Source organism: Trichocoleus sp. DQ-U1 (assembly GCF_039961925.1).
Classification (GTDB): domain Bacteria; phylum Cyanobacteriota; class Cyanobacteriia; order Cyanobacteriales; family FACHB-T130; genus FACHB-T130.
Genome location: NZ_JAMPKB010000006.1, coordinates 29311 through 52119 on the forward strand (window position 1 = coordinate 29311; position 22809 = coordinate 52119).

The window sequence follows — 22809 nt, forward strand, 5'->3', positions numbered from 1 at the left end:
AGCTTTATCCGTAGCAAGGTCATATTTTCGAGGCTGTAGAACTGATGGGACGCTACACAAGGCAAAGTTAATTAAAAAAGCTGAAGCCTGCGATGAGGCTCAGCCTCATCACAGGCGTTTCAAGTTGGAGGCTGGGAGCGGGAAAAAGCAAACTTTCAGTGACAGACAGCGATCGCCCGCGTGGAAGATGAAGCCGCCTATCCAGAGGAACCATCTGGTTTTCCGTAGTAGATGCCCCTACCATTGGTACCGATAAACACCAGCCCAAACTGCTGCCAACTCGCCTCCATCACATTTGGCTCACCACCGATAGGATTCTCTTGAGAGCCAATGCTCGTCCAAGTTTGGCCTCTATCAAGAGACCGAAAAATTCCCTCGCCCATGCCAGCAACTTTTCCATACAGATAAAGTGCCGGAGTCGTGCTGCCATCCGGCGGTTTCCCGAAGGCGAACAAATGTGCCCTCTCTACTGAAGGCAGCTTAGTCAGAGTCTTGCCACCGTCTGTTGAACGGTACAAACCATTCCAATCCAGACTAAGCCACACCTCATCTTTCACACCCGGAACTGTTTTCAGCCTGCACCACAAATCTGCCCAATACTCGCTTTTAATCGATGAGTTAACAACCTGAAACGATGCGCCCCTATCAGTACTGCGATAAACTTTGCCTTCGCTGTAATAGTAAAACGTGTTGCCATCTACTTTATCTGCGGCCAACGGCTCACCCCAATACCAGGGGCCTTTAGCCCCATTAGGTAGCCCCGACACTTTACTCCATGACGCGCCGCCATCAGTTGTCTGTATCGGCTGAGCCTCGCTGAGAGTCACGACAAAATTGTTTGGGTTATTTGCCGATATAGCTACGCGCAACGGCATTGCCTTTGAGGGAAATGACCCAAACTTCTTCCAAGTCAATCCGCCGTCTGTCGAAGTTGTTCCGCCATTGTGGATTGGTTCCCACTCCACACCACCAACCCGCACCACCCGCGACGGGTCGCTTTCAGAGTAGGTAATACCGTAAGTATGCTGAGGCCAAGGTCCGATACCGCCCATCCTTTTCGATGGATAAGAATTAAGCCCATTGTTGTGATTGAAACCGTCTACATCGGCTACACCACTTAATAACACAGCACCTTTTGGAGGTGCAGCTAGGGCGAAAGCGACTATCTCTTCTTGTCCTTGCTGATAGTTAGCCCAAGTCACCGGATTGGCATTGATATTGTCTGTTTGCCAAATTCCAGAACCATTCGTCAACCAAACTTTTCCCGGTACTTTCGGGTCAAATTCAATTGCTGAAACCCACGATTCAAACATGGCATCATGCCACCAAGAAACCGTGTGGTCTATATTTGCCTTTTTTTCTGTCCAAGTCGCTCCCCCATCTAAGGAACTATAGAGGATTTTGCTAGTTATTTGACCTAAAGATACGACTAAATGATTGGGATTCGTTGGGTTAACACCCAAGGCATTGAAAAACGCTGGCTTGCCATCTGGAGTGATGTTACTCCAGGTTCCACCAGCATATTTGCTAACTCCTGATTTGTGCGTAACGTAGAGAATACCGTTGCTGGAAACAGCCATTCGCTGTGCCTGTGTCGGGCTTCCCTGGATTTTGCTCCAAGTATTACCCGTGTCAGTAGATTTATAGATTCCATCTCCATAGACATTCGCGTAGACTAAACCGGGCGATCGCTTGTCAAACGCAATGCCTAAAATTCCAATTCCTTTTGTCAGATTTGGGGAAAAAGAAGTAACTCTAGCCCATGTCGCCCCCGCGTCAGACGACTTCCACAACCCATCGTGCCGCGAACCAAAAAAGATTACTTTAGAGTTAGACGGATCGACAGCTAACCTTTCTCCTGCCCACCGCTCTTCGGAGTTGCTGTCCATCCCTAAGTCTATCTTCAATTTAGTCCAAGTTTTTCCTCGATCGCTAGACTTGAAAATTGACCCCTTCGGCTCCCACTGGGAGTATTTGCCTGCCGCCATGTAGACAATATTCGCATCATTTGGATCGACGGCTAGTGCTTCTCCCCCGTAATAAGTTTTTTGGGCAAGTGGAAAGCTGTCATTTAAAGGAATCCAACTTTTATCTGCTGCATTCCAGCGATAAAAACCACCAACGTCAGTTCTGATATAAACAAGATCCTTTTCTAAAGGATGGGGGTAGACACCTGTAACAAACCCACCTCCACCTATAGAAACGTTAGCCCAGCGATATCCATTTCCCCCGATCGAGTAGATGGGTGCTGCGGCTACAGATGCTATGCCAAGGCTTTTGTATGTTTGCGGTTGTTGGTTGCTAGTGGCACACGCAGCAATAATTCCCACCAAAATAGGCAAACCAGTCAAAGCGATAAATTTTGGTATTTTCATAATTTATAACCAAAGATAAACACAGATGAACACCAATCAATTATTTGTGTAAGTCTCTGTTCATTCCCGATTTCATTCCCAGTAAATTAATGGTGTACGAGAAGTTATATTGCTTAAGTTTAATATTTAGGATTTTTTACAAAATTATAGAAAGCTCTAATATAGATTTTTAGTTTATCTATCGGTTTTACGGTGGCAAGATGATTTTTAACAAGTTTTTTAAACTCCGCATCCATTTCTCCATTCCGGAGATACACACCCATTCCTGTCGCCATCATGTGGTTAGAAAACTCATAAAATGATGGGAATTTGACTCCTATCCAATAGCCTAAAAGGATATTGATCTTGGCGGTTCGCTTCTGATAGTCTTTTGATTTCCCCTTAGTCTCTTTTCCGATAGCATTGGCGTTCTTCCCATGTACCCGATAAAGACTTAATTCCTTATCCAAAACGATCCCTTTACTTAGCCCTAATGAGCTAAAAATTAAAAAAGCATCATTGAGCAAAGTGCTTCCTGCTTTATCCGGCATTGGCAGAATTTGTTGTAAAAGTGACCGTTTCAAGCAAAGACCAGAGGTAGAGGGGTAAGGAAAGTTTTTGTAGAATCTGCCACTTTTAGTTAACTGTGTCAAATCGTACTCGCGGAATAAATCGGGACTGGTTTTAAGTTTTTTATCATTTATTTCCACTAACTTTTCGTCCACAAATTTAAGAGGATGGAAACACCAACCTAAATCTGGGCGATCGCCTAATGCTTCTACTACTTTTTCTGCTTTTTCAGGTACAAAAGTATCGTCAGCATCCAAAAAGCAAACAATATCTCCTTTACTCGCCGCAAAGCCTGCATTGAAAGCTGAAGCTTGTCCCCCATTTTCCTTTAGCACCGGGAGAATTTTATCGCCATAACTGGCAATAACTTCTCGTGAGTTGTCGGTAGAACCGTCGTCCACCACAATTACCTCGACGTGGGGATAGGTTTGCCTTAGGGCGCTATCAATTGCCTGTGATAGGAAACGAGCATAATTGTAGTTATTAATGGCGATGCTAACTTTAGGGTTGCTGTTCATGCTTTTAGTGTTGTTATGAGCGTCTGGTTTGAGTAGTGACAATAGCAGCAAGCTTGGGAAGAACACAGCAATGCCTATGAATCAATACCCAATACATGCCGATACTGTGCTACAGACTTTTCCAGGGAGAACTCATCAGCTCTTAGCCGCAGTGCTTCCGAGTCAGAAGGCTTATCTAAGGTAGTCGCGATCGCTTCTGCTAAACCTTTGACATCTCCAACACTGACTAACTGACCGTACTTTCCGTTTGCTAAAATCTCTTCTGGCCCGCTAGGACAATCGGTAGAAACTACCCTGGTCCCCATAGCGATCGCCTCAATGAGTACAGTAGGCAATCCTTCATATAAAGAAGATAGGACGAATACTGCTGAAGATGCCATATAAGCATAGGGATTTGCCACAAACCCAGGTAAAGCCACATTCGATGCTATACCCAATTCCTGCACCAAAGCTTCAAGCTGCGATCGCTCCGTTCCCTCCCCTAAAATCATCAGCCGCGCCGGACGCTGTTGTTGCACTTGAGCAAAGGCGCGAATCAAAGAAGGAAAGTCTTTCTGCTTTTCCAGGCGTCCCACACCCAAAATTACCGGAGGCTGTCCCGGCTCAAACCAAGGATGTTCCACAAGTTCACTGGCTTTTTTGAACAGATCCGGGGTAACAACTGGGTTGTAAATAACTTTGATTTGTTCTTTTGCTAATCCTAGATGCACCAAATCATCAGCCGACCCTTGAGACACACTAACAACTGCATCAGCCATCGGGTAAAACCAGCGTACCAAGTAAGGTGCAATTCGCCTTTTCAGCTGCTTAGAGTTTTGCGCCTCCTGAGATAGGGTGTTATGTACGCTCACTACCACTCTTGTAGATACACCAGCCAGCCTTCGAGCCAACAAAGCCACTATATTCGTATCTTCCAAAGCCGAAAGCAAAGCTGTAGGTTTATTTTCTTTCAGATAGCGTACCAAGGCGGGGAGACTTGATAGCAGCCGCTTACCTTTCAAGTCCACAATTCTCACCTCTGGCGGTACTAGAGACAGATAAGGTCCTTCCACCTTCACTAAAACTAAGTCTACGCTTAAGCCTTGCTCGACAAAACCACGAGCCAAATTAACGAGGACTCTCTCAGCGCCACCGCCATATAGGGAAGTAAGAAAAATTGTTATGCTAGACATTTTTATTTGAGGTTGAAAATACTTCTATTCCCTAATTCCCGCTCTCTGGGGAGGAGTTAAGGGAAGGGTTACTTGAAAAAGTTGGTAAATTTATTGCTAACCTTACTACGTTGTTTCAACTAATCCTTCTTTTCTTTCCTCCGTCTCAAACGACCTAATATTCGACATTGGGAGGCGCTTCAATGATAAAGTTGCTGATACATACAATATCCAAAACAGAGAGTGCGGTTCTACAATTGTACTTTCGGTATAGTTATACATTAGTAAAAACGTCACGTAAGTTAGGGGCCATAAATCTTCGGGTTCTTTAGTGGAACGCACCCATTTTATGGCTCTAAAATAGGTGAAAATAATACTAATCCCAAAGAAGAATATCCCTACAAAGCCGAGATCAACCGTCAAGTTTAAAAAGCCATTGTGAGCGTGGTATACCTTATAGCGAAGTACACGCCAAACATATTCCGACTCCCCTCCCTCCAGCCAAAATCCCTGATAACCATAGCCTAACCAAGGGCGATCCCAGATTTTTTCTATTACAGCATCCCAAATCTCTGTACGACCGCTGAGGGTAGGATCTTTGCCTAAGCTAAACAGCAAGTTATCCCAACTTGCCACGCCCCATGTAGCTAGACTTCCACCGATTAATATCAATGTAATGAAGAAGGGAATAGCTAAGTTGTCGCTCCACCGTAAAGCGCTGTAAAAAGGCAAGAGAATTATCAAAGTCAAGAAGATAATTAAAGCAGTTTTTGAAGTTGTAAGTACAATCACGCCAACGCAAATACCACAAACACCCCATACCAAGTAACGATATTTGCGAACGTTCAGAGCCACAAGTAAGGTAGACAATGCTGGTACCAGCATCAGGCGAGACAAGAGGTTTTTGTGTAACAAAGGCCCCCGCCAAGCTCCTGCATGAGTTCCACTTTCTATTCCACCTCCCCGAAAAACTAGGGTGTACATTACGGTAATTACTGCTCCTATACCCAGCGCCCACGCTATTATGCGTACTTGCTCTTTCAAGGTATAGCGCGAAGCAAAATACAGTCCAAACAAGGTTGTTTGTAACACATTGATGCCAGCTTTTCTAGAAATAGGCGGGAAATCAGACCAAAAAAATGAGATTACAATCGTTGCGACTAAACCCCATAAGAAAATGTCTCTCAAAGCTGGACGAACAACACTTTTGAACCGGGCAAGAATAAAAAAAATTGTCCCCGCATAGACTCCCAACTGTAGCAGCGATATGATCTTGTCAAACACGGAAGGAACATAAACAGCGTAGCCAGCTGTTCCCTCCGACGCATTGTTTAAGCTGGCAAAGTTTAATAATCCTGAGAACACTAGCAGCGCCAGAACCGAGAATCTCTTTTCAGCGAAATTTAGGAGTGGATTCACGACTTTAGAGGGTGGTAAAAGTATCTAGAATTCAACTCAAGTCTAGGTCTTTTCAGTCGGGTGAGGGGGGAGAAAATGACTTTTGACAAGTTTCTAGGATGATGCAGTTTTTGTTGAAGGTGGCGTTAAGCTTCGGATGATTTTTCCTGCTTTACTCCTTTGATACTTTTAATATAATCTCTCAGCTTCTGCTGGGTACTGGGCAACAATGCCACGACTACTAAGCCCAAAACTACCCACCATCCTAACTGGTAGGCAAACAAAGCTATTCCAAAAGTCCCGCACCACAAGCCAGCCAATCGATAGTCAGGACTGCCAATGTCCCGCACTAGGTAGAAGTGGATGACAATATAACTCGCTAAAGTCGCCACCTCAGCCCAGCCGTATCCCACTAATTCCAAGCGGGGTAACAGCACGAATGCTGCTCCTACAAAAAGAGCCATATACACGATGTGAAAAACTGTAACTTCCCAGTTCCGCCGCAAAACGTAGAGGGTTGAGGAATGCATATTAAACATGGAGTTGGTCAGATTGCTCAAGGCGATATAAGGATAGATCGCCACTACAGGAAGCCAGCGATCGCCAAACACCAATGGAATAAGCACAGGCAAAGCCCAGCTGACTACTACGAGTAGGGGTCCTAAAGCTAATATCTGAAGACCCATGCCCTCAGTGACAGCTCTGCGTAACCGCTCTCGATCTCCCTGCAAGCGCCCCAAGGTGGCAATGGAAATCCGCCACGTTGCGGTTTTTACGAAACTGAGAATGTCGATGATCCGGATGGCTAGGGCTACATATCCCACTGCCTCGGCACCAGCGTATCTACCTACTAGCAGGGGGTTGATCAGAGTACGTAGTTGCCACACCCAGACTGAGGTGGAAAATCCGATGCTGTATCCCAGCATCTGCTTAACTAAAACCCAATTCCAAGCAAAGCGGGGACGATATCCGGCACTCCAGTAGAGTAGTGCTAGAGTTTGAACTTGCTGTAGCCACCATCCAGCCACCAGCGCCCAAACTCCGGCTCCCCGAAAAGCCATTGGAAAGGCTATCACGTAGTAAACTAACTGACCGAGAAGTTCAATTAAAGCTACCCGCTTGTAATCTAGATTGCGCTCTAGCCGAGCCATCGGGACTTGATTGAGGAGAACGACGGGAAGTCCCAGAAACAAGACTTGCGCTACCGGGCGAAACCCTTGGATATTCACCCAGCTTTCCACTAAGGGAAGCGCCAAAAAAGCTAAAAGCATTCCTGTAAACGCTTGCAGCAACAGCAGGGTGAAAGCTTGGTGATATACTCCGAGTTCCTCTTCCCCTTCCCGCCGCACCAGATAAACTTCAATGCCTAGCTGGCTGAGCATCTGAAGGTACAAAAATATACTGATGGTGGCAGCATAGAGACCGTATTTCTCCGGTCCTATGACTTTGGTAACTAGCATCACTCCTGCCAGACTGATGAATACTCCCAGTCCCTGACGCAGTACCAGGTAGACTCCTCCCCGCATGACTTGCGTTTTCAGGTTCATGCTTGACCCTCAAAGTAGCAAATATTACGGAGAAATCCTTGATGTTCTACCAATGAAGACTTCCAGAAAAAGAGATTTATAGATAGCGATCGCAGCTTGGGAGTCTTTAGCGGCGCAAGATGCGGGAAAATCGGTAGAATGCTCATCAATTTTTTGAGCAGGTGGCTCAGCTCCAGCACATTTTTCTCCTTAGTTTGCCTTGGTTCATCGCTACTGCATCAGTAGACGGCCTTCTAAGGTCGTCAGCATATTTCATTGAATAAATAGTCAATTGCTACTAACGCTAGTACAGATTGGCAAAAATATCTCAGCAACAGTTAAAGCGATCGTACTTGGGTGCCAATCTCTTTTTAAGCAAGCAAATTTAATTTACCACAGACAACAGTGTGGATTTGTGAGAATTCCCCCCCAAAGTTTAAAGCTTTTATAAAGACACTGAATATTTACACATTTGGCATTGAGCTATGGAAGGCTTGATAATTCTTCATTAGAACTTCAACTTTATGAAATAGATAACTTACATTATTCTCTGCAAAATGTCTGTAATCTTACCAGTGTTTAGGCAATCATGATATTAAAACTTCTCCATCGGGCTGTGGCTCCTGTGTTTATTGGCACTATGCTTGGGTGTACTGCTAGTAGCAATAGGTAGCAACCAACAGCCGATTGTAGGCGCGGATCTTGTGTCCGTACCGATGGCACCCACTTCCTACGTCGCTGGGCTAACGTGTCGATAGGAGGTGGAGGGTTTGTTACAGGTGTTTATACTCACAACGTACAAAAGGATCTGGTTTAGCTCAGAACCGACGTTGGTGGCTTTTATCGCTGGAATGCCGAAGATAAAACCTGCATTCGATTACATGACAGCTTCACAATGAAAGAGAAAACATATTACGGGGAAGAAGCGATCGCAACAGATCCCATCAACCCAAATATCGTTTACATGGCAGCAGGTAAATACTCCCAGCGGCAACCCAAAAGATCAATCTTTAAGTCCACAGAGCGAGGTAAAAACTGGACTAAACTAAACATCAACTTAGGGATAGACAGTAATGTTGAGCATGGCTGGGTGGGAAAAAGACTAGCTCTCAATCCGGCTAACTCCAACATTATTTTCATTGATTCGCGGCACGATGGGGTGTGGAGATACTCGGATGCAGGCGCGACAATGGGCGAAAGTCGCAACTTTATCCCCAACGCTTACCAAAGGCGTTGGCATCTCGTCTGCGTTGGCGGTTCAAGGTGGCACTCAACTTATACAGAAGCAACTTCAACAGACGCTGGATTAACCTGGAAGAAGTTTGCGTCGTTTCCGGCATCAATTACCACTGCGCGTAGCGATATCGGCAACTAATCCAAACTTGTTTGTTGTAGCTGTAAGTAAAGCTCTACCCCTACGCACCACTAATGGCGGCGCTTCAGGGAGTGCAGTGTCTGGACTACCAAATTGCTCAGAATGTCCCTGGTATTGAGATCAGCCCTTGGTGGCGAATAAAGTAGATGGAAATACTTTTTACTATTACAGCGACAGCAAAGTTTACCGCAGCACTGACCAAGGTGCATCCTTTAGCCTTTAGCATTGTCAACTCATCGATTCCCAATATTAAGAGTGACTACTATTCGTATGCGCTGAAAACAGTTCCAGATGCGAAAACTGAAGTCAGGCTCAGCTTAGACTAGGAAGGTTTATTTAACTCCACAGACGGTGGCAAAACGTTCGCTAAGCTGCCTTCAGTAGAAAAGGCGCATTTGTTTACTTTTGGGAAACCGCAGACCGGAAGGACAACTCCAGAGCTTTATTTGTATGGAAAAATTTCTGGTATGGGCGAGGGGATCTTCCGTTCTCTCGACAGAGGCAGAACTTGGATAAGCATTGGTTCTAGCCAAAATCCCATCGCTGGCGAGCCAAATGCGATGGAGGCGAGTTGGCAACAGTTTGGCTTGGTTTTCGTTGGTACCAATGGCAGGGGCATCTACTACGGAACTCCTGACGATTCCAAGGAGTAGGCTGCTTTATCTTCCGCGCCCGTACACGCAATTCGCCCCTGAATACTGGTTAAATTTACCCGAAAAGTACCAAGGCATTAGCCTTTAACAGAAGACGGTTCTTTCACGCTAGTAACACGTTCTGTTAAAGAATGATTTTGTAGTGCTGTTACTTGTGACAACACGTACGAGACGAGGGATTCAACCGTCATCAAGACTACCGAAAATGCCAATACTACGAAACCAGCAGCCGTGAAGAGAAACATGACGCTTGTAGAAATTAGTTTCTTGATAAAGGCGTTCATTTTGGTAAATAGTTTTGTTTACCCCTCTAGGATATGAAACACTACAGGGTCTTGACATCAGTGAATTTTTTGAATTTTTTGTAAAGAACTCCTTTATAAACCCGAAAACATACGGAGACGCTTTAAGTATATTTTTCTACAAATAAATTAAAGGATGTTTTTCTGATTTTGTCCTGAAAGCTAAGTTTTTTTAACTGAATGCTGCTAAATGCTGCTAGTAAATACGTAATTGAATGTAAATATGTGTGTCGCGCTTATAACACTAGTGAAGTGAGTGTTCATGGCTATTTTGTGTAAAAAAAATATAAAGATAATATAAAGACAAAAAATAGTAGGGGCGTACAGCTATTTGTGCGCCCCTATCACCTGGCAGGAAAATATTAAGTTATATTGACAATTTAGAAATGCAACAGCGCTTTTAAGCCTTGACCAGGTCTGATGGAACTGGAATTCGTTTGCCGTTTTCGTTGTCTAGTGGAGCAAGGGCGGTGAGTGTTCTGTACAACTCCAATGTTTCGCTAGTAATCTGGTTCCAGGTATAGTGTGCTTGCACATAACTCTGGGCGTTTTTAGCCATTACCGCCAATTCATTCTGGTGATTGATTGCCCATTCCAAGCTGCGGAGGCAGGAGTCTACATTTTTTACCTGGAAAAGCATCCCTCGGTTTTTGCCGATCAATTGCTGATGCACGGGAATGTCACTACCGAGTACGGGAACACCTTCCTGCATTGCTTCCAACATTGATAGAGGTAATCCCTCCAACTCAGAAGGAAGTACAAACAATCCCGCACCCCGAAGGATTTCTGCAAGACGGGGACCTCTAAGTTCACCTGTGAATATGATGTTCTTGTTATTCGCCGCCATCTCGGTGATCTCCGAGGTGAACTCATTGGTATCGCTGGTACCGCCCACCATGACGAGTTTCCATCCTTCTTGCTGAAGGTTTTGGAAGGCTTTGATGAGTAAGTCAGGGCACTTTTCCGGTACGAGTCTACCTAAAAATAGAATATAGCGTCCCTGTTCCAGACCTAGCGAAGTTCCATAGCTAAAAGTAGGGTCTGAATCACCCATATTTGAGGGTGCGTTAGGAATATAAATTGTCTCCTTACCGTAAGTTTCCTTAAAGTATGAGCGCAGTTCCTCTGAGACGACGATCATGCTATCAGAGAAGCGGACAGCAGCACGTTCGCCGCGACGGATTAGGTCGCTAGAAGCTTTGTTCCATTTGGCACGTTGCCAATCTAAGCCATGACAGGTAACAACAACTTTTGCCGAGGAAGCAATTTTGGGTAGCCAAGTAAAGAGGGCTGGTCCTAAAGCATGGAAGTGAACGATATCATAACGCTTCGCATTGCAAGCGATCGCTCCCAGCGCCGAACTCAACAGAGCATCCATTCCCTTGATATTCAAGCTGGGTATGGAAACAACCTTCACACCATGAACGTTATAGTGGCTGAGCGAAACATCTCCAGTGTATGAGGAACGGGCAAACAAATCCACTTCATGACCCTGTTCCACAACCCGTGAATAAATTTCTTCACAGTGGTGCTCGATACCACCCTGTTTAGCAGGCAACCCTTTTGCTCCAATTACGGCAATTTTCATGGCGAAACCCCGGTAAAAGTTTTTTGATTAATCTGGCTAGTAGACAAATTCCGCTGTTGCCAGCGGCTTAGCATATCGCTGTAGATATCACCCACGACAGTCTTGGCACTGTAAGGTTTGGCAGCTTTAACGCACGCCTCGATTGGATAATCTCTACCGTTGTGCAGTACCTTCCGCAAGGCATCTGCAATTGCGGCTGGCGATCGCTCCTCGCACACCACTCCACTATCAGTAGTGAGTAGGTTTGGAGTTTCGCCGCATTGGGTTGTCACCACTGGCGTACCACTGGCAAGTGCTTCGAGAACGACCATAGGAAGACCTTCATAGGCGCTCGTTAGTACAAAAACACTACATATACGTTGCAACTGTGCAAGTTCTGCCTGGGCTAATGGTCCCAGCAGCGTTACCTGTCCGGACAATCCAAGGCGGGAAATCTCAGAACGTAGCTTATCCTTTAAGTCTCCATCGCCTGCTATGAGGAGGTGAACATTTGAATCGTTCAGGGCAGCAATGGAGCGGACTAGCAAGACGGGATCTTTCTGGGCGTGAAGGCGACCAGCAAATAGAATAAAGCGTGTATCTTCCGCTAAACCCATCTGCTGTGCAAGTGTGCGCCTACCTTTCTCTCGTTCATCTAAGGTCAATGGGTAGCAGATTTCGTTATCTACTGTGTTTTTGACGTAGGAAATGCGCTCTGCTATCTCTGGGTAATGCTGCTGGTAATGTTGCACCGATTCAGTATTACACGACAAGATTTGAGAAAACTGACTTACAAGATAGCGTTCGATAGCAAAATATGCTGCTGGAAAACGTTGCCACAGAATCGCATTTTTTTTGTCCGCAGAATTAATTTGCTTTTGAATATCGTTGTGAATAAAGAGAGTCTTTTCTCCTGACCAGTTGCGAGTAAAAAGTGTGGGTTCCAGCCTGTGAAAGTGCATGAAATCCGAACTCAAATTCCGACCCAAAAGGGCAGCCGTATATTTAATAGTGGTTGGTACTAATTTTTTAAAGTTATCGTTTTCTATAAAAAACAAGGGCATAAAGCGGATCTCTCTGCCTGCCAACTGGGCGTCTCTCCATACTCCTATGGGTTGCGATGGATCGTTCTCCGTTCCTACCAGCCGGATTTCAAACTCGCTAGGAGCGTATTTAACAAAAGTGCGTATGACTGTTTGTATACCCCCGATGCTAATGCTACTCGGATTGAACTGGTAGAAGATAGTCAAAACAGGTTTACGCATAACAATACCTATATATAGCTAGGTGTATTGGTTGTTTTTTTGTTGTGGCAAAGATTAATTAAGCAGTCTGTCAGTAGATTTATTTCAGCATGATTGCTTAGCTGACTTGAGAGTCTGAGATTCTCTTCCTCATAATTGCTTAGATTACTGTAAAACCCTACTTAAGTAAATTGAATTTGCCAGATTTTACAGAAAGTTCTCAAATTTCCCACTTGACTTCATGGCAACTTTATAATGAGGTTCAAGACGCTATGAAGGCAAAAAATGGCTCAATTTTAACACTGCCCAATAATTTCTCCCAAACCCGAAAAACCCTGACCCAGCCATTCCTAAGCTTTTACCAAATCTAATACCACCCTGAAAGAGAACTCGTTACTCCTACTACTACTATCAAAAGTAGGAGTTATAAAATACTCCTTATGGAAGATGCGGACTGAGTTTATACGTAAGATTACTTAGTTGTATGAATTGTACTTTGAAATTAACTTTCCGAAGGCTATTACTACTATCAAAAGTAGGAATTATGAATACTTCTTATGGAAGATGCGGACTGAGTTTATACGTAAGATTACTTAGTTTTATGAATTGTACTTCGAAATTAACTTTCCGAAGGCTATTACTACTATCAAAAGTAGGAATTATGAATACTCCTTATGGAAGATGCGAACTGAGTTTATACATAAAGCCGCTTAATTGTATAAATTGTACTTTCGTACTTTACAATTAACTTTCCGAGGCATCGGATATAGACTGCTAACGAAGTCTGTATTTAAAAGTGTAATTTGACAGCCACTATACAAAAATAGAATTTTATTTAATATTCTCTACTAGAAAATATTTCTTTGCCGATCCGCAGTAGCAGCCTGCAAGAGCGAATTTGCTTAGTTGTCCTATTGGTGAGGGGTATCAACGTAACGCATTTAAGCAAGTGTATATCAGCGGTCTTCTCTACACGGAAAGGGGACTCGCCTTTTTCCCATAACAAAATTCTCCTACCCCGAACACGGTTAGGAGAAGAGGATTCGCCATAAGCGTATAGAACGTCCTTACAACGGTACGCTTATGGTTCGAGCTAGAAGTAATCGATTAATGCTTGTTTAAGCGCGATCGCTATTTTTAAAAGCCTTCGCTGTCAGCATTTTTGGCGTACTGGCATCTTCCTTGTAGTATGCCTTGGCATGGTGGAAATAACTATCAGGTTCGTTTTCCACAATCACACCATTGACAACCAAGCCCAAGACCTTCTGACCTGACTGTACCAAAAATTGCTTACAAGCAGCAGCGCTGACAGTATCAACCACGCCTGGGCGAACTACCAATAACATACCATCAGTCATCTTGCCTACTGCCAGAGCATCTGCCACCAGAACAATTGGAGGCGTATCAAGGATTATAAAATCGTAGTCTTTAGAAAAATTGTCAATTAATCCAGCCATCCGCTTTGAGTCAACAAGAGCCAATGGATTAGGAGGAATCACCCCAGAAGGAAGCACATCCAAGTTATCCATCACTTCTCGCACAGCCATCTCAAACTCAGCTTGATTAACGATGACATCGCTCAGACCAATTGCATTAGTCAAGTCCCAAATATGATGCTGCATGGGATGGTGCAGATCCGCATCTATTAATAAAACTCGTCTTCCTAGTTGAGCCATAGCGATAGCCAAGTTGGCACAAACTGTAGACTTGCCTTCTTTAGAAACAGAACTTGTCACCGCAATGACTTTCAGCTCTTGATCTGGACTGAGAAACTTCAAGTTTGCCTGAAGCATACGGTAAGCTTCACTGATAACCGAATGTGGATTATCTCTAACAGGAAGCTGCGGAAGAATTCTTTCTAGTTTCTTACTGCGAAAAGTAACTTTTTTCTTCAAAGAAGGAATCATTCCCAGGACAGTATATTTAAATAACTCCCGCACCTCCTTGGCAGTTTTGATAGTTGGATCTTTCAGGTCTACAAGGAAAGCAGTAATTACATAAAGTAGACTGCCTGCAACAATTCCGGCAGCTATGATTATTAGCTTGCGAGTACCTACGGGCTTTTCTGGAACTGTAGCGGCGGAAATTAAACTAGCGTTGCCTACATTTTGATTTTCCGCAATCTGTACCTCTTGAAGATTTTTCAAAAGAATTTGGTAGGTAGATTGCGCGGCTTCTACTTGCCGTTGTAAATCCCGCTGACCCTGTTGCAATCTAGGTAAAATGTTCGCTCTTTGTTTGTACGCCTCCTGAGCGCGAGATAAAAAAGTCACTTGATTAGCCAAACCTAAGCGTTGCACTTCTGCGTTGACTAATTCTGCGGTCAGTTTTTGTTCAAGTTCCCCAATTTGTAAATTTGCTTCGGATACTTGTTGGTTGGTGCCAACAATCTCTCCTACCCGTTCCTGTAGTAAAGCTTTTAATGCCGCTTGTTTGCTTTCGAGATTAATTATTTTGGGGTTTTCATCCTGAAAGCGGGTGCGCTCAACTGTCAACTCGCCTTCAATTTTTTGGAGTTCTATCAGCACTTGCTGAACTGCGGGAGATTGGCTGAGCGAGTTTAGAGCCATAGCCCGCTGTGAATTCAGTCCTATCTTACTTTGGAAGGCGGCGACTCTAGCAGTTGCATCTTCAAGTTCAGCTTGAGTTTGCGCTTTTTTGCTGTCTAGCTCTGCGATCGCTTTTACGGCTGAGCTTCCTTCTTCTTCTAGAGCTACAATGTTATTCTGTTCTTTGAAACTACGCAAAGCGGCTTCTGCTTGACGAACAGTGGCTTCAGTCTTCGGTAGCTGCTTACTAATAAATTCGCGAGCCGCCGCTGCTTGAGCGCGGTTATTAAGTACATTCTTCTCGCGATACAAATCCATCAGTTTGTTGACTATCTTTGCAGCTTCCTGGGGATCTTTGCCTTTAACGGATATCTGCAAAACATCGGTTCCTTTGATCCCTTTTACCGTAAGCTGTTTTAGGAAATCAGCAGGTTTTAGGGGATCTCCCTTTTTGTCTTTTAGGTTTAGAGAATTTATCGTCTCTTGTATCAGAGGCTCAGAACGGACTATCTCGGCTTCTGTATCCAGAGGAGTATTCAAGACATTGAGCGGTTCTAACTGTCCGATTTTTGCTCCCGCCTCTGTGACTAAAGCAGAAGTCGTATTTTGCTTCTTAAACAAAAGCCTCCCTTCGGCTTCGTAGGTAGGCTTTTTTAAGAACGCAAATGCGGCGGCGAGTGCAACTGTAAATATAAAGACGGTACTGGCGGGTAGCCAACGCCGTTTGAGGATAAGCCAGTATTTTTTAAAATCTATATCTTCTGTGTATTGTCTAGTTTCCATAAGAGGCTCGTGTAGGAGAGTGGTAATAAGGTTGTTTTGGAGGCAGGTGTATTAGCCGCTCCCAGAAGCGAGTCCTTGCAGTGTAGACTATTTCCTCGCTTATCGAGAGGCAGCATCTGGTAGTTCTTACTCAGCCGACAATTGTATCCTAACAAGGCTAGTAAAAGTTGGAGTGATAAAAAAAACTGTTAATCAATGAAAGGATGAGCTTAAAGCTGTATGCAGTAGCATTCGGCTGGTAGCTCTAGATAAGAGGGATTAACAAAAGCGGGCTGCGAAATTTTTTTGATGCTGACGGACAACCGGACTATGGCAAAGAGTAGAAGTGCGATCGCTTTGGATGAAAGCACCTTAAGCTTACACCTTAAAGCAGAATTAACTGCGCGATCGCTATAGAATGACTCAAACAATTGAGTCGGAAATATTTTAGGTCCTATCGGAGGCAGTTTTGGGACGATTGCCGGAGTGACTGGAAGATTAATTTGGCACAAATATCTGGGAACATATTTCTGCTTTGTGCGATCGCCCTCAAAATCCTGAGATATCTGTATAAACATCCGATTATTCTTTAGCCAAAGAGATTACCACCAGCCTGAACAAATCGGATGATTGCCAGGATTCACGGCATGAATATCCTTGGTGTGTGAAGAAACCGTCCCCGCTCCTGAAGATAAATCTCTTACCTTAAAGCTTTCAACCTGTTTGACAGGTTGAAAGCCTTTGCCTAAACTCCCTAAAAAAAGTTGCACGCGGCGTGAGCCAAATTGCCTGACTACGGCTTAATCAAATGTTGCTCAAACTTGCGATAGTTACCAATTAACCTTGCCCGCTCAAAAGGGGGATAAAACAAGATGGTTCCCAAAGGTAAACCAACTGCCAAAACAGCGCCCATCACCAAAGGATTTAGCAATCCAACTTGGAAGCCAACTCCTAAAGTCATGCCTAACGCCATTGCTAATAGCGACACCCCAATCGCGAGATTGGGACTAAATCCTCTTTTCAAACAACTAACTGCCAGACTCTGCGCCCCAAAACCAGCCATAAATACAGCAAAATCCACCGCTTCAAACCCAACCGCCGCCGAATTTGCCGCTCTAAATTGCTCGCCAAAACCCGTCACAAAAAAAGCGACAATTCCCGCAACCAACAAAGCTACAACCGTGTCTATACCCGCAAACTTAACTTTATACCTGGATAGAAGCTTAGCGACAAACACAGCCCCAGCCGCCGCCGTAGCCGCTGCTGCCACACCAAATGCAGCGACAAACAGCGTGATAAACCCAGCCATGACCACACCCATCGCCCCAACTTGGGCAATCGTTCCGCCCCAAGCGATTCCCTCAATCCAAGCCGCCGAGGCAGCAAGTGTCACCAGTAAAGCGAGCGCGATATAAGGTAGTTTTTTGTTCGCAATCGGAACCGGGGCAGTCTGAATCTTAACAGTAATATCGTGAGTTTCTGGCAGAGAATTTGTGTGTAATAACAGATGTCGCTCGTAGGTTTTATCTGCCATCAACCGGCTGGTATTCACATTGATTTTACACTTCGCCTGATTGTTCTCAAACTTAACGGAATCAAAAGAAATCCAAGTGTGAGTATCTGGTGTATGGGGGGGATCGCTTTCGTGGGGTGCCACTTCCCAATTTCCTTCCAGAAGGGTATCAGGAATCGAGTTCGTAACTGCGATTGTTTGAGTCACCCTTTCACCTAATTTTCTTGCCTTAAATTCTAGGATGGGTTTACTCAGCTTCGCTTCGGGTACGCGAATCACATAGATAGGCTTGAGAGCTTCCAAGGCGATCGCTGCGTTAGGATAGCGGTCTTTTGGTTTGATTTCCACCATCTTTTGCAACCAGTCAATCCACCGCAGACTGAGCTTGGGAACGAGATGCTTGAAATTAATTCGATAATCATCATCAATTAACTGGCTAATCTCAGAAGATTTGATTCCAGTTAATAAGCAAATTAGCGTTGCTCCCAAACTATATAAATCTGAGGCTTCAGTAAGCTGCCGATGGAATAATTGTTCGGGCGGCATGAACCCTAAAGTTCCTTTTGCCACGCTGTTCATCGTCACTTCCCCATCCCCAATTCGAGCCAAACCAAAATCAACTAAAAAAACATTGATGTTGCCATCGACCAAGATATTTTCGGGTTTAATATCTCGATGGATAACGGTGGGAATGCGATTTTGCAGATAAACAAGAATTTCTAATAAAGAGACGGCAATTTTCTTAATTTCATCCGGGTCGAAGCTACGAGGTACGGCTAAAGACGGTGCTTTTTTATACTCCTGAACCATGCAAAAGCCATCGGATGTTTGGAAGGAATCTAGGTAGCGGGGGATTCCGGGATGATTCAGTCCCTGTAACACTTGAATTTCGCGCTGGTAGGCGTCGTAGTCTGACCAGGTAGCGTTGATTTTAGCAAACTGAAACCGTTTAATGACAGCGGGTTGCCGAGTTTTCAGATTGAGCGCCAGGTAGGTTACTCGACCACCGGCGCGGTTGTGTCCTAATTCTCGGACGACCTGATAACCGTGGCTGGATAAGTCTGGAAAGTTGCTCATGTGTGAGAGAACGAACGCAGGTTGAATGATTCTATGCAACCGCTACGCGAGCAGTTGCAGTTAGCGGGAGCAGCTAGAGCGAGTAGCCGCTAACTTGCGGCATACGCCAGAGCGAGTAGCCGCTAACTTGCGGCATACGCCAGAGCGAGTAGCCGCTAACTTGCGGCATACGCCAGAGCGAGTAGCCGCTAACTTGCGGCATACGCCAGAGCGATCGCGCAATCCGAACAAACCAGGGATGGCAGATACAGGAAGTGGGTGTACGCCTTTTTTGAGACTTCATCTTTCCCCTTTTCCCAGTTGTCCCTTCTCATCCTAGTTCACCAGCTTAGGAGTAGGAATTTCTGTTTTCGCTGTGAAAGTTCATAAAAATAAAGTGAGTGAGCTACACCTAGTTAAGAACTTGATATCTAAGGATCGTAATTATGACACAGCTATCAGAAGCGAATGTGGCGATTTCTAAGGAAGTTAATAATTCGAGAGGTTCCGATTGTTTAGGTTGGGAGTGTCTAGGCTGATTGATTGTTGCGATCGCCTTCTTCCTATGCGCTCTTAGCCGGGATCGTCGCCAGCGAATGCCACTTTTTGCAACGGCTCCTCGGAAGCATCCACGGTCTTAGCACTGGTTGCAACTTTGCAAACTCCAGATTCGTCACCATTATTGCCAACATCCCCGCTTGGATTGACCCGAATGGGCGATGAAGATTTGGTTCCAGTGTTTATACAGTGAAGTTAGCAACTGAAAAGTGATTTTAATTATGCGTCAGATCCTGGGCACTCTTTCTCTATTGGGGTTTCTACAATGTTTTCCAGCAGTTGTTTCTGCTCAAACACAACCTGCTTCAGACGCCCCATCTGACCCCATCGAACAGGTGATTGCTGCCAAATTAATGACTGCATATCCTGATGGACAGTTTCGTTCAGAACAATTCATCAGTCGTGCAGAACTTGCCTCAATTTTGGTCAAAACTTTTAAACTGGACAAACGAGCGGGTGCCACCAAACAAGAAGTTATTTCAGTTCAAGATGTACCTTCTTCCCACTGGGCATATAACGACATTCAGACAGTTTTAAAAACTGGCATTATGAAGGGATATCGGGGAGATATGTTCTTCCCCAACCAAAAAATCAATCGCGCTGAAGCTTTATCTATCTTTGCCCAAGCTCACGGTGTATTTCAGTTTCCGAATGACACCGTTGCTAAAATTCTTGCGAAGTATCCAGATTCCGGGAATATACCGGATTGGGCTAAAAAATCGATGGCAACTGCACTTTACGAGGGATTTGCTAATCCCGATGAACAAGGCAATCTGAATCCCCTAAATCCGATGACGAGAGGGGATATGGCTTACGCCTTGAGTAAATTTTTGGAGCGACAAGAAGCACCCGCACCGATGTTGGAAGAAGATTTACCTTCGCCAGCGAGCTTACCAATCCAATAAGTTCCGAAAAAGCCGTTTTCTTTGAGAAAACGGCTTTTTTGCTTTTGAAGAGCGCCAGAAGGCGGCTCACTTGTTACACTCGATAAGTTTGGAGCGATCGCTAACCGATGAACGCCACGCCAAATAATCGAGATATGCGGCGAGATTTTGCCAGCCGCGACGATTTAATTACCTATCTCCGCGAACAATTTCCTACCGCCGCCGAACGCGATGACGCGATCGCTACCACTGTAGGAGGACGTAAAGCCGCAGAAGCCTTCTTAAGTCAAGTAGATCCCGCCCGTTACGCCAAAACGCGCAATTCTTTTAGTGGCGCAGTCACGCGCCTTTCGCCCTATCTCCGCTACGGCGTCTTGAGCTTAGCAGAAGTGCGGGATGCTGTGCTGAACAAAGTGGAAAACCGAGATGACGCACAAAAACTCATCAACGAACTCGGCTGGCGCGATTACTGGCAGCGTCTCTATGCCAAGCTGGGAAACGACATTTGGGAAGATCAAGAGCCTTACAAGACAGGCTACACAGCCAAAGACTATACCGAAAAGTTACCGGCAGATGTTGACAAAAGTAGCACCGGCATGGTGTGTCTTGACAGTTTTAGCCGCGACTTGCACTCCTCTGGCTACCTGCACAACCACGGGCGAATGTGGCTAGCCGCTTACCTAGTTCACTGGCGGCGGATTCGTTGGCAAGTCGGGGCAAGATGGTTTCTGCAACACTTACTGGATGGCGATCCAGCCAGCAATAATCTCTCCTGGCAGTGGGTTGCCAGCACCTTTAGCCAAAAGCCTTATTTCTTTAACCGGGAGAACTTAGAACGCTATACGGATGGCGTCTATTGCCGCCAATGCCCCCTGTACGGTCATTGTGACTTCGAGGGCAGCTACGATGAACTAGAGAAGCGATTGTTTCCTAAAGCTCAAAGTTTCGATCGAAGTGGCGGTAGCAAGAGTTTTCAGCGCGGGAAGAAGCGTCGGTAGTGCGTGAGTTTTGAGTGCGCGAGTTTTGAGTGCGTGAGTTTTGAGTGCGTGAGCCTTGAATTAATGAAACAGCCGATAATTTGGGTGCATGGAGACTGTTTAAGTCCTGGAAATCCCGCATTGCAAGCATACCCTGAAAGCCCCGCGATATGGGTTTGGGACGATGCTTTGATTGAAGAGTGGCAGATGAGTCTCAAGCGGATTACTTTTATTTATGAATGTTTGCTAGAACTTCCAGTAACGATTCGACGTGGGGATGTCGCTGTTGAAGTTATCGCTTTTGCCAAGGAACACAGTGCCGATGGAATTGTTACAGCAGAAAGTCCTAGCCCCCGTTTTGGCCTCATTTGCGACAACATTGAGGAATCGCTGCCTATCGAAGTGTTACCTGTTGAGCCGTTTGTGAAATACGACGGATATATTGACCTTAAACGCTTTTCTCGGTACTGGCGCGTTGCCGAACGTTATGTTTTTGATTAGCACAGGCAGACTATTGTGAAGAATACAAGAACTCGGAGTTTGATCGCGATCGCTCTTTTTTCCTCAACTGGCACAGCGGCTTATTCGCGTCCAGCAACGAATATCCAAACATTGGTACCAATGCAGCAACAAGTTGGGGAAGTAGTGTCGCATTTAGTCGGAGTAATGGACACGTCTGCACAAGCGCAAGCCAATCCCAAAGCCCCAAATGTGAGAATGACTACCTGTAAAGTCAGCGTAGAAAATACTAAAAAAAATCCCAAGGTAGTTTTCCTCTACCAAGAACAAGCCATGTCTCAGAATCTTGCCAAACCCTATCGGCAGAGATTCCTAAAAATTGCCCCCAGTGCTGATCACCAAAGCATAGAATCGCAATCATTTAAACCACCAACACCAGAAGCTTTGATTGGTCTATGTAGCAAACCAGAAGCAAAGCGTGTCATCAAATTAACCGATATTGGTGCTGCTAAATGCAGCGTATTTTTAAAACCTGACGGTGAGAACTACATCGGCGAGACACCGAAGGCAGGTTGTTCCAGCGACTACAAAGGCGCAGTGAAAGTAACAAATAGAATTGTGTTGCATTCTACGGGAATGGACACATTAGATCGGGCTTTTGATGCCGCAGGAAATCAAGTTTGGGGGTCAAAAGGTGAACCTTATCAGTTTCGATGGGTTCAGCCAAGCGCGAGTCGGTGAATCCATTAAAAGCTGATGTCCTCTGTACTTTCGGCAACCTGCCAACGAAACACTGGTTGCCAGCCAACAGTCACGATTTCTTTTGTGGGACGCAAGATGCCACGGTTGAAGTCGATACCTATAGCTGCTAATTGCCTAAATCCATTTTTATAGAGGGGATGACAACGACTAGTTATTTCTGACTTCATCCACAAATGAGGGTTATTTCTTCCTCGTCCTTCCCAGTCATTAGCGACAGGCCAATCAATACATTGTAGGGGATTGAGCCAGCCTTTCAATTCTAAAACTGATAAGCACCAAGCTCGGACTCCCCACTCATCAGGTGTTGGATCTTCGGGTTTAATTACGTTCTGACCAGCAAACCAGTTTAGATTAGGAATACCGTCGGGCGCTCCATGCGATCGCCACATTTGAATATAGCTATCAGGCTTGACAGCAAAGTGACCAATTTCATGGAGAATGTTCCACCATTGTTCATAACCCGGTTTGATGGTAATTTTTGATATCCCAATACTGCGACCAAATTTGATTATTTCTTCAACATGGGGAATATTTAATTCACTATCAAAATCATCTGGTGAAATAAGGTCGTGGACGTGACAGCCAGGATAGCCGATATATGCGCCGTTAAGCTGGGTCATGGATGGGATAC

At 45.0% G+C, this 22809-nt stretch carries 20 protein-coding genes; 8 read left to right on the plus strand and 12 right to left on the minus strand.

The annotated features are described in order from the left end of the window. Nucleotides 1-197: 197 nt before the first annotated feature. From NDI34_RS04050 to NDI34_RS04070, 5 genes are all read right to left on the minus strand, one after another. The gene (locus NDI34_RS04050; RefSeq protein ID WP_348231934.1) at nt 198-2375 is read right to left on the minus strand and encodes a hypothetical protein; all 2178 of its coding nucleotides are present in this window, start codon (nt 2373-2375) and stop codon (nt 198-200) included. A gap of 119 nt (nt 2376-2494) precedes the next feature. Then, nucleotides 2495-3442, minus strand: a complete 948-nt coding sequence (locus NDI34_RS04055) for a glycosyltransferase (protein ID WP_190689533.1) — start codon at nt 3440-3442, stop codon at nt 2495-2497. A gap of 74 nt (nt 3443-3516) precedes the next feature. Further along, nucleotides 3517-4614: a glycosyltransferase gene (locus NDI34_RS04060; protein ID WP_348231935.1), complete on the minus strand. Its 1098-nt coding sequence runs from the start codon at nt 4612-4614 to the stop codon at nt 3517-3519. A 105-nt stretch (nt 4615-4719) separates the two neighbouring features. After that, nucleotides 4720-6012, minus strand: coding sequence for an O-antigen ligase (locus tag NDI34_RS04065; RefSeq protein WP_348231936.1), 1293 nt, complete (start codon nt 6010-6012; stop codon nt 4720-4722). 125 nt (nt 6013-6137) lie between these two features. Beyond that, nucleotides 6138-7538: an oligosaccharide flippase family protein gene (locus NDI34_RS04070; RefSeq protein ID WP_190411467.1), complete on the minus strand. Its 1401-nt coding sequence runs from the start codon at nt 7536-7538 to the stop codon at nt 6138-6140. An 874-nt stretch (nt 7539-8412) separates the two neighbouring features. On the opposite strand from NDI34_RS04070, the gene NDI34_RS04075 reads away from it, so the two are divergent. From NDI34_RS04075 to NDI34_RS04085, 3 genes are all read left to right on the plus strand, one after another. Beyond that, nucleotides 8413-8892, plus strand: coding sequence for a hypothetical protein (locus NDI34_RS04075; RefSeq protein WP_348231937.1), 480 nt, complete (start codon nt 8413-8415; stop codon nt 8890-8892). 146 nt (nt 8893-9038) lie between these two features. After that, complete coding sequence (locus NDI34_RS04080) at nt 9039-9218, plus strand: hypothetical protein (protein WP_190532706.1); 180 nt, start codon at nt 9039-9041, stop codon at nt 9216-9218. Nucleotides 9219-9359: 141 nt separating this feature from the next. Continuing rightward, nucleotides 9360-9545 carry a hypothetical protein gene (locus NDI34_RS04085; protein WP_190678293.1) on the plus strand — a complete coding sequence of 62 codons (186 nt, stop codon included), beginning with the start codon at nt 9360-9362 and terminating at the stop codon, nt 9543-9545. Nucleotides 9546-10247: 702 nt separating this feature from the next. Here NDI34_RS04085 and NDI34_RS04090 read toward each other — a convergent pair. The 6 genes from NDI34_RS04090 to NDI34_RS04115 form a co-directional block, all read right to left on the minus strand. Then, nucleotides 10248-11435: a glycosyltransferase family 4 protein gene (locus NDI34_RS04090; RefSeq protein WP_190411463.1), complete on the minus strand. Its 1188-nt coding sequence runs from the start codon at nt 11433-11435 to the stop codon at nt 10248-10250. After that, entirely contained in the window at nt 11432-12679 is a 1248-nt protein-coding gene (locus NDI34_RS04095; protein WP_348231938.1) for a glycosyltransferase family 4 protein, read from the minus strand. Before NDI34_RS04095 ends, NDI34_RS04090 begins: the two co-directional genes overlap by 4 nt. Nucleotides 12680-13776: 1097 nt before the next feature. Beyond that, entirely contained in the window at nt 13777-15990 is a 2214-nt protein-coding gene (locus NDI34_RS04100; RefSeq protein WP_348231939.1) for a polysaccharide biosynthesis tyrosine autokinase, read from the minus strand. Between the two features lie 209 nt (nt 15991-16199). After that, nucleotides 16200-16547, minus strand: coding sequence for a hypothetical protein (locus tag NDI34_RS04105; RefSeq protein ID WP_190532715.1), 348 nt, complete (start codon nt 16545-16547; stop codon nt 16200-16202). A gap of 24 nt (nt 16548-16571) precedes the next feature. Further along, nucleotides 16572-16739 carry a hypothetical protein gene (locus tag NDI34_RS04110; RefSeq protein WP_190526880.1) on the minus strand — a complete coding sequence of 56 codons (168 nt, stop codon included), beginning with the start codon at nt 16737-16739 and terminating at the stop codon, nt 16572-16574. A gap of 23 nt (nt 16740-16762) precedes the next feature. Continuing rightward, nucleotides 16763-18559 (minus strand): serine/threonine-protein kinase, encoded by a 1797-nt coding sequence (locus NDI34_RS04115; protein WP_348231940.1) that lies wholly within the window; start codon nt 18557-18559, stop codon nt 16763-16765. 94 nt (nt 18560-18653) lie between these two features. On the opposite strand from NDI34_RS04115, the gene NDI34_RS04120 reads away from it, so the two are divergent. The 5 genes from NDI34_RS04120 (at nt 18654) to NDI34_RS04140 (ending at nt 22157) form a co-directional block, all read left to right on the plus strand. Continuing rightward, a complete protein-coding gene (locus NDI34_RS04120) occupies nt 18654-18878 on the plus strand; it encodes a hypothetical protein (RefSeq protein WP_348231941.1) in 225 nt (74 codons plus the stop codon). A 439-nt stretch (nt 18879-19317) separates the two neighbouring features. Continuing rightward, nucleotides 19318-20001: an S-layer homology domain-containing protein gene (locus NDI34_RS04125; protein ID WP_190430327.1), complete on the plus strand. Its 684-nt coding sequence runs from the start codon at nt 19318-19320 to the stop codon at nt 19999-20001. Between the two features lie 107 nt (nt 20002-20108). Then, the gene (locus NDI34_RS04130; RefSeq protein WP_348231942.1) at nt 20109-20978 is read left to right on the plus strand and encodes an FAD-binding domain-containing protein; all 870 of its coding nucleotides are present in this window, start codon (nt 20109-20111) and stop codon (nt 20976-20978) included. Nucleotides 20979-21041: 63 nt separating this feature from the next. After that, complete coding sequence (locus tag NDI34_RS04135; protein WP_348231943.1) at nt 21042-21458, plus strand: hypothetical protein; 417 nt, start codon at nt 21042-21044, stop codon at nt 21456-21458. A gap of 15 nt (nt 21459-21473) precedes the next feature. After that, nucleotides 21474-22157: a chromophore lyase CpcT/CpeT gene (locus NDI34_RS04140; protein ID WP_348231944.1), complete on the plus strand. Its 684-nt coding sequence runs from the start codon at nt 21474-21476 to the stop codon at nt 22155-22157. 5 nt (nt 22158-22162) lie between these two features. Here the strand turns inward: NDI34_RS04140 and NDI34_RS04145 are convergent, their stop codons facing one another. Next, nucleotides 22163-22798 (minus strand): hypothetical protein, encoded by a 636-nt coding sequence (locus NDI34_RS04145; protein WP_190430817.1) that lies wholly within the window; start codon nt 22796-22798, stop codon nt 22163-22165. Between the last annotated feature and the right edge of the window lie 11 nt (nt 22799-22809).